The organism is Pseudanabaena sp. lw0831 (genome assembly GCF_016584665.1).
GTDB lineage: Bacteria > Cyanobacteriota > Cyanobacteriia > Pseudanabaenales > Pseudanabaenaceae > Pseudanabaena.
Genome location: NZ_BBJB01000053.1, coordinates 21,429 through 28,864 on the forward strand (window position 1 = coordinate 21,429; position 7,436 = coordinate 28,864).

Annotated in this window: 7 protein-coding genes; 5 read left to right on the forward strand and 2 right to left on the reverse strand. The window is 39.9% G+C overall.

Annotated elements, in window-relative coordinates; translation table 11 throughout:
- Positions 1-87: 87 nt before the first annotated feature.
- The 4 genes from rpmE to APA_RS09570 all read left to right on the forward strand — a co-directional run bounded on the left by rpmE (position 88) and on the right by APA_RS09570 (position 3,868).
- The gene (gene rpmE / locus APA_RS09555; RefSeq protein ID WP_201322051.1) at positions 88-324 is read left to right on the forward strand and encodes a 50S ribosomal protein L31; all 237 of its coding nucleotides are present in this window, start codon (positions 88-90) and stop codon (positions 322-324) included.
- Positions 325-395: 71 nt separating this feature from the next.
- On the forward strand, positions 396-1,502 hold the full coding sequence (gene prfA / locus APA_RS09560; protein ID WP_201322052.1) for a peptide chain release factor 1: 1,107 nt from the start codon (positions 396-398) through the stop codon (positions 1,500-1,502).
- 82 nt (positions 1,503-1,584) lie between these two features.
- Complete coding sequence (locus APA_RS09565) at positions 1,585-3,084, forward strand: isochorismate synthase MenF (protein ID WP_201322053.1); 1,500 nt, start codon at positions 1,585-1,587, stop codon at positions 3,082-3,084.
- A gap of 16 nt (positions 3,085-3,100) precedes the next feature.
- A complete protein-coding gene (locus APA_RS09570) occupies positions 3,101-3,868 on the forward strand; it encodes a Fic family protein (protein WP_201322054.1) in 768 nt (255 codons plus the stop codon).
- A gap of 152 nt (positions 3,869-4,020) precedes the next feature.
- Here APA_RS09570 and APA_RS09575 read toward each other — a convergent pair whose 3' ends face one another.
- Together APA_RS09575 and APA_RS09580 are read right to left on the reverse strand one after the other, a co-directional pair.
- Positions 4,021-4,548: a hypothetical protein gene (locus tag APA_RS09575; protein ID WP_201322055.1), complete on the reverse strand. Its 528-nt coding sequence runs from the start codon at positions 4,546-4,548 to the stop codon at positions 4,021-4,023.
- Positions 4,535-5,650 carry an AAA family ATPase gene (locus APA_RS09580; RefSeq protein ID WP_201322056.1) on the reverse strand — a complete coding sequence of 372 codons (1,116 nt, stop codon included), beginning with the start codon at positions 5,648-5,650 and terminating at the stop codon, positions 4,535-4,537. The genes APA_RS09575 and APA_RS09580 overlap by 14 nt, the downstream gene beginning before the upstream one ends.
- A gap of 562 nt (positions 5,651-6,212) precedes the next feature.
- Between APA_RS09580 and APA_RS09585 the strand changes: the two genes are divergently transcribed.
- On the forward strand, positions 6,213-7,403 hold the full coding sequence (locus APA_RS09585; protein ID WP_201322057.1) for a hypothetical protein: 1,191 nt from the start codon (positions 6,213-6,215) through the stop codon (positions 7,401-7,403).
- The last annotated feature ends 33 nt before the right edge of the window (positions 7,404-7,436 follow it).

Sequence of the window (7,436 nt, forward strand, 5' to 3'; positions counted from 1 at the left end):
AGCGTCGTTTACTCTTTTTGGGTTTTATATGCGTATTTCTGTGCTAGTCTAGAAAAGCTTAATTTTTGATTTTTTATAGCTAAGACTATGCCTAAAGCTGGAATTCACCCGAAGTGGTATCCCGAAGCAAAAGTAATTTGCAACGGTGAAGTGGTAGCAACCATTGGTTCTACTCACCCTGAGATTAATGTTGATGTATGGTCGGGCAATCACCCCTTCTACACTGGCACACAAAAGATTATTGATACCGAAGGTCGCGTAGAGCGCTTCCTGCGTAAGTACGGTATGTTTGACGAAACCGCTGCTGTGGAAAATCAGGTCTAGCCAAGGATTAATTTTAAGGTTTACCTCTGGCTTACTAATTTTTCACTTTCTTTTGCGGTAACTCAAATTCCATGCCTGCTGTTTACTTAATCAAAAAGCTCGAATCTGTTGAACAAACCTTCAATGAACTGACTCGTCGGATGGGTGATCCTGACGTGGCGACCGATCACGGCGAGTTTCAGCGCATTGCTAAAGTTCGTGCTTCTTTAGAAGAGACGGTTTTGACCTACGAGACTTTTCGTAAGGCGGAGCAAGATTGTAAAGAGTCACAAGAAATCTTGAAGGAGTCGAATGACCCCGATCTCAAGGAAATGGCAGCTCTGGAAGTCGAGGAGCTATCAGCGAAGCTAGCAGAATTAGAAGCAAAGTTACAGATCCTGCTACTTCCCCAAGATCCTAATGATGATAAGAACATCATGTTAGAAATTCGTGCTGGTACAGGTGGCGATGAAGCAGGCATCTGGGCTGGCGACTTGGTGCGGCTATATACGCGCTATGCCGAGCGTCAAAACTGGCGAGTAAAGATGATCAGCGAGACTCTTGCCGAAATGGGTGGCTTTAAAGAAGCGATCATTGAAGTGCAAGGCGATCGCGTTTATAGCAAGCTCAAATTTGAGTCAGGTGTGCATCGCGTGCAACGAGTACCTGCTACAGAATCACAGGGGCGTGTACATACCTCGACCGCGACAGTTGCAATTATGCCTGAGGTTGATGAAGTGGAGATTCACATCGATCCCAAGGATATTGAAATGTCCACAGCACGATCGGGTGGAGCTGGCGGTCAAAACGTCAACAAGGTAGAAACAGCCGCCGACTTATTTCACAAACCGACGGGGATTAGAATTTTTTGTACAGAAGAGCGATCGCAGTTACAAAACAAAGAGCGAGCAATGCAGATTTTGCGGGCTAAGCTCTATGAAATAAAGTTACGCGAACAACAAGCAGAGATTACCTCAATGCGCCGATCTCAGGTGGGGACTGGTTCACGCTCCGAAAAAATTCGTACTTATAACTATAAAGATAGTCGTCTCACCGAGCATCGTTTGGGGCAGAACTTTACTTTACCGCCGATTCTGGAGGGGGATCTCGAAGAAGTGATTCAAAGTTGTATTTCTAAGGATCAACAAGAGCGTTTGCAGGAATTGGCGATCGCGACTGGTGACGATCTAGTTTCTTAAATTAAAGGGTCGCAAAGCGACCCTTTAATTTAAGAAACTCTTTTATTGTGGCTGAACGGCGTTGTATGGATAAAATATAATCATGCAAGTTCGTCAGAGTGTCACCTATAGCAGCATCGATTCTAAATCTCTGCACGATTGGATTGTTAAAGCGATCGCTCAAGCGCAGATCACAGGGTCACCGATTTTATTTAGTTACTCTCAAAGCTGGGAGTGCATTAATCCTTTATTGTTGTTGGCAAGTAAGTCCGATCCCCAACAGCCAAAATTTTATTGGGAACAGCCAAATGCCGATTTGGTATTAGCGGCGGCGGGCTCAGTAGCGGAAGTGTCAGTTCCTAATCATGATTTAAGCGATCGCTTTGATTGTGCTAAAAAGTTTATCAAAAACCATTTAACTAATGCGATCGTTGCCAAGATTGTCGATCTCGACTCACCAGAATCTCAAATTCCAATACATGTTTTTGGGGCTTTTTCGTTTTACCGCAATGGTAGTAATGCGAGTGACTACCTAGATTTAGCAGAACCAAACGATTATCAACCAGCAATTGAATTTCCAACTTTACTCTTTTTTATTCCCCGTTGGATGGTGCGTCATAAGGAGCAAAATTGCACTTTAACTTTAAATCATTACATTCAGCCATGGGATAAGCCTGATGAAGTATTAAAACGTCTAGAGGATTTGCGATCGCATCTACAAGAAAGCTCCCATTACGAATCGCCGACAGTCCATGAAGTGCGCAAAATCGTCGAAGTACAGGGACAACAAATTTGGACGGAAATCGTCGAACGAGCGTTAACATTAATCCATCAAGGTCATTTTGAAAAAGTGGTATTGGCTAGGGCGTTGGATGTATTAGCCGATCGCAATTTCGATCCGTTTCAGGTGCTGCATGTCTTACGTTGCGAATATCCTGAATGTATTTCCTTTTTGCTAGATTATGGCGTGGGTAAGACCTTTTTGGGCGCGACTCCTGAAGTAGTGTTACAATTTAAAGCTCAAAGCGATCGCCTCTGGTTACGCAGTGATGCGGTGGCGGGTTCGATTGAGCGTGGCAAGACTGTCCAAGAGGATTTGATGCTCGGCGATCGCTTACTGAATAGCGCCAAAGACATGTGCGAACATCAAATTGTGATTCGCTCGATCTGCGATCGCTTGCAAAGTATGGGGGCGGAGATCGATCCACAAGTAGAGACTAGTTTACTGAAGCTTTCTAATGTGCAGCATTTATATACGCCGATCGCAGCTCAAATTGATGATTCTGACTGGTTAATTGCTCTTGATATTTTGCAACAGTTACATCCAACCGCCGCCGTTGGTGGTGAGCCAAGAGATCGTGCAGTTTGCTTTATGCAGCAATGGGAAGCCTGCGATCGGGGTTGGTATGCTGCACCGATTGGTTGGCTAAATGGTAATGGTGAAGGGACTTTTGGCGTGGGGATTAGGGCGGGATATATTCAAGGCGATCGGGCAAGGATTTTTGCAGGTGCAGGAATTGTCGCTAATTCGCAGGTAGAAAACGAACAAAGTGAAACTACGATTAAGTTTGCAGCTTTGTTAAAGGCTTTAGGCGCAATGTAATTTACATTCTGAATTTATGAGAACAATTGAATCGATCCTTGCTGATATTGATCAACTCAAAGTAGAGCTAGATATTTTGCGTCAATCCTTAGACAATGCCACGATTAAAGAAGCGTTAGAAGTTGAGTTTTTGTATGAAAGTAATCGCATTGAAGGTAATACTTTAACGTTGCGCGAAACTCAGTTAGTCATCAATGAGGGAATGACGATTAGTGGCAAGAGTATGCGTGAGCATTTAGAAGCAATTAATCATAAAGAAGCTATTTTATTTATTGATGATCTTGTTTCTCAAAGGGTAGATTTGTCAGAATATATCCTGAAACAAATTCATGGAATTGTCTTGTATGGAATCGATCGCGAAAATGCAGGAGTTTATCGCAGGTTACCCGTAGCGATCGCAGGAAGTAAACATTTGCCACCACAACCCTATTTATTACAAGATTTGATGGAGTCATATTTTCGATTTTATAATCGGGAAAAAGATCATCTGCATCCAGTAGTTTTAGCAGCCGAAATGCACGAAAGGTTAGTGACTATTCATCCTTTTATTGATGGTAATGGTAGGACTTCGCGCTTAATCATGAATTTAATTCTGTTGCAATATGGTTTTCCATTGGCAATTATTGGTGGTGATTATGATAGTCGGATGGCTTATTATGACGCTTTAGAAAAGGTGCAGACTGAGAATAATAAAGAAGATTTTATTTTGTTAATTGCTAAAAAGGTTTTATTTGCTTTGGAAAGATATATAAATATATTAAGTCCCGAAAGCTACCCCTGTTAAGGAGCAAAAATAGCGGACGTAGATTGGTTGTTTCAGCCTTCAAAAATCCATTTTCTTGGACTTTCGACATGAAATTTTACGGAGTCATAGCGCTGGAATCACGCAAGTTCGTTGTTCACCTTAACAGGGGTAGTTCCTAAAGCATCAAACAACTACTCAATGATTCGCTTTAGTTCAATACAAGCATCATGCATTGATGGTGGTGCATTGGAAGGTAAATCTAGTACACATTGATCGGCTAACTTTTCAACAAATGGCTTACATTCTCCTTGATTTGCAAGTTTGCTATATGCAACAATTTCATCAATAGGTTCACCTGATTGGAGATAATATATCCAAGTTTCAATATTTCTTTTGGGGACAAATATTGCAATTTTTTCTTTGCGATGACGTTTTTCCTCAAGAACTGAGTCCAACTGTTTTATGCGTTCAGCTACAGTATTTCTATCAGCATCTATTACTACTATCAAGCAAATATTGAGATAGTTTTTACTCCGATGAGCCTTAACTTCTGCTGCATAACGTTCGCGAACATATTGCTCTCCAGCTTGCCTACCACTGGGACAACTTCTGTCAATAAACTTTCCAGTTAATCCTTTCTTCTGAAAAAAGTAACGAGCAAAGACATATTGTTGACGGTCTTCACATAAAATTACAATGGTTTGTCTATTCTGGGTCATAAAGCCAACCACGCTCTATTAAATCAGAAATTGGTAATCCAGAATCATCTGTATCTTTTATCGGTTTAACTCGAACTGGAGAATTACCTTTTCGCTCAAACCAGTAACCAGCATCTAGTGCTAGAAAATTTATTAGTTTTGGATGATGAGAAATAAGCAAAGCTTGTAGTTTTTTCTCACTACAAAAATCATAAAGTCGATCTAGCCAAGGCTGCACTTCTGGTAATGCTAGAAAGTTTTCAGGTTCGTCTATACATAATGTATAGTCTTCATCTTGAGTACTATAAATTAAAGTGTATAAAGCAATAATAACTTTCTGTCCATCTGATAATTCATTAAAGTAGTATTCAATTGGTTTTTTGTTGTCAATCTCATTTTCAAATATTAGCTTTAATCCATAGTTGGTTTCACTAAACCTATCGAATTTAAAATATGTAAATTTATCTAAAACCTCTCGCAAGACATTTGTAATCTTAAGAACCTTACCTTGATCTTGTGAAAGATGACGATACCAAGATACATAGTTTTCCATTCTTGGAGATATGTAAGAAAGTTCTTGTTCGCTAACTCCAGTCATTAGAGAAGGAGTAATCTGTATAATTATGAGACGCAATATACGATTTCTAAACCAAGTTAACTTCTTGTTAGTATTAGTTGGTGGCAAAAGAGATAGAAATGATTGAGAGGAATCGAAGTAGGAAATTTTCGATATTTCTACATAATCATCATCGTATATATATACACCACCTAATTCAAATTTTAGTAACGGCTGATTATTAAACCATAATCTTTCATGAGCAATAAATGGCTTCTGTTGTTCGTTATACAGTATAGCAAGATCATATTTATATTTACCTCCATTTCCATCTATTTCGATCTCAAAGTTATGTTCCTTAAGTGTCTGCCAACGACAACAATCAAAGATGGTAAATAGATTTTCCACCTTAAATACACCAGAAATTAAATCTTTAATCCTACTTATGGCATAAAAAACAGTAGATTTCCCTGAACCATTTGCTCCTAGGAATAGGTTAATGGAATCAAATGAAAGCTCAAAGTTCACAAGAGAGCGAAAATTATCTATGTAGATTCTGTTTAACATATATTATTAATATGGTCTATCTTTAATATTATTGGCTATATCATTGCAAATTCATTATAGCTGTTTGGGCTAAATGGAGTCATACGATAGTTTGTTTGTTCAATCATTAACAAAAATTGCAAGATCGCCGTTTTTCCAGAACTATTCGCACCAAAAAAGCCAGTCAGAGGAGCCATCCGAAACTCGCCAGTATCTGCCCATGACTTAAAATCCTGAATGCGTAATTGCGTAAATATTTTGGTTTGGCTATAGCTTGCTCACGCATTTATCTTAGCGCGATCGCATATTTTGTGAAGAATAAACCAAGAACTCAAGTTCTTGGCTAAAAGCTCAAGTCTGCTGAAGCAGACTGAAAAGTATTTTTAACCAAAACCAGTAAAGTTACGCTCCGCAGGGGCGTAACTTTACTGGTTTTGTAATTGCTATAAATACTTAAAAAATCAGCCATTGTCGTTAAAACCAATCTTTATGACGAGAATTACTGGAAAAGAATTGCAAACTTGACAAAGTCTGTTAATGTTTGTCTTGTAAAAATACCTCGGTATTATGGGTGAGGTTATACGTGAGTGAATTGAAACACGAATCAGCACTACGAGAAGTTTCGGTTAGCGCCGTAAGCGTTAATGATGACGATGACCTTGATGCACTCTTAAGTGGTGGTGTACTAAAAGAAAAAGAGATCGCTGAGATCGCCAATATGTTGCTAAACAATCTAGATGATGTAGATGCTTTTGCTGATGATTGGATTTTAGATGGTCAGCAGTCTAGTGAGTCCAAACCCCCAGAAATTATCAAACCTAATTCTTTAGCTAATGAATTAGCTGCCGATCGCGATCGTCTCCAAAAAGAGCTAGAAGATTTGCGATCGCAACACCAATTTGAATGTGAATATGTCGATCAGCTTGAGCAGGAAATTACTAGTGTTAGCAACGATCGCGATCGGCAAGTCGCAGAACTCACTACCAAACTTGAACAACTGCAAAGTCAAGTTGCTAAGTTGCAATCTCACCGCCCAGCCACAGATGATCGAGATTTAAGCGATCGCCTAGCGATCCATGTTTTGCAACTAGAGGAAGAATTTCAACATCGTTTAGCGATCGCCTTAGAAATTGAAACCCAGAAGGTTACCCAGAAATATGTTCAAGAGATTAATAGTAAAGATAAGTTGATTTATCAACTGCAATATCAAAATACCGAGCTAGATATTTCACAGCAAACCTTGACTACAGAGCTAGAGGCAACTCAAGTTTTGCTCAAAGATTCTACTAAAACTCTCGAACTAGCTCAAACTAAGCTGGCAGAAGTCTCAACTCAACGGGATCAGCTAGAAGGAGAACTAATTCAGCACCTCTCCAATCAAGCCCAATTGCATCAATCCTTACGAGGGCTTGAAAATGAATATGTCACCGATCTGACAAAAGTACAAGAATTAGAACAGCAAATCGAAGAATTGCAAAATCAAGTTCTGCATCAAGCATCCAAAGCATCCGAATATGAAGCGGCGATCCAGCATTGGAAAGAGCAATCAGTTCGTCATCAGCACCATGCCCTCCAACTTAGCGGTGCATTAGATCGTCTTCTAGTCGAAAGACCAGTTAGACACTTAACAGAACCGATTCAACATGAATCTAACAATGATAAAGTTTACAGATCGGAGCGATCGCTTGAATCTCTACCAGAACCAACGCCAATGCGATCGTTTCGCCCAAATTCAAAAGTAGATTTACCCTCTTTTCTCGTTAGACATCGCTAACCTCAACCCAAAAACCAAAATTGTTGCGGCGGG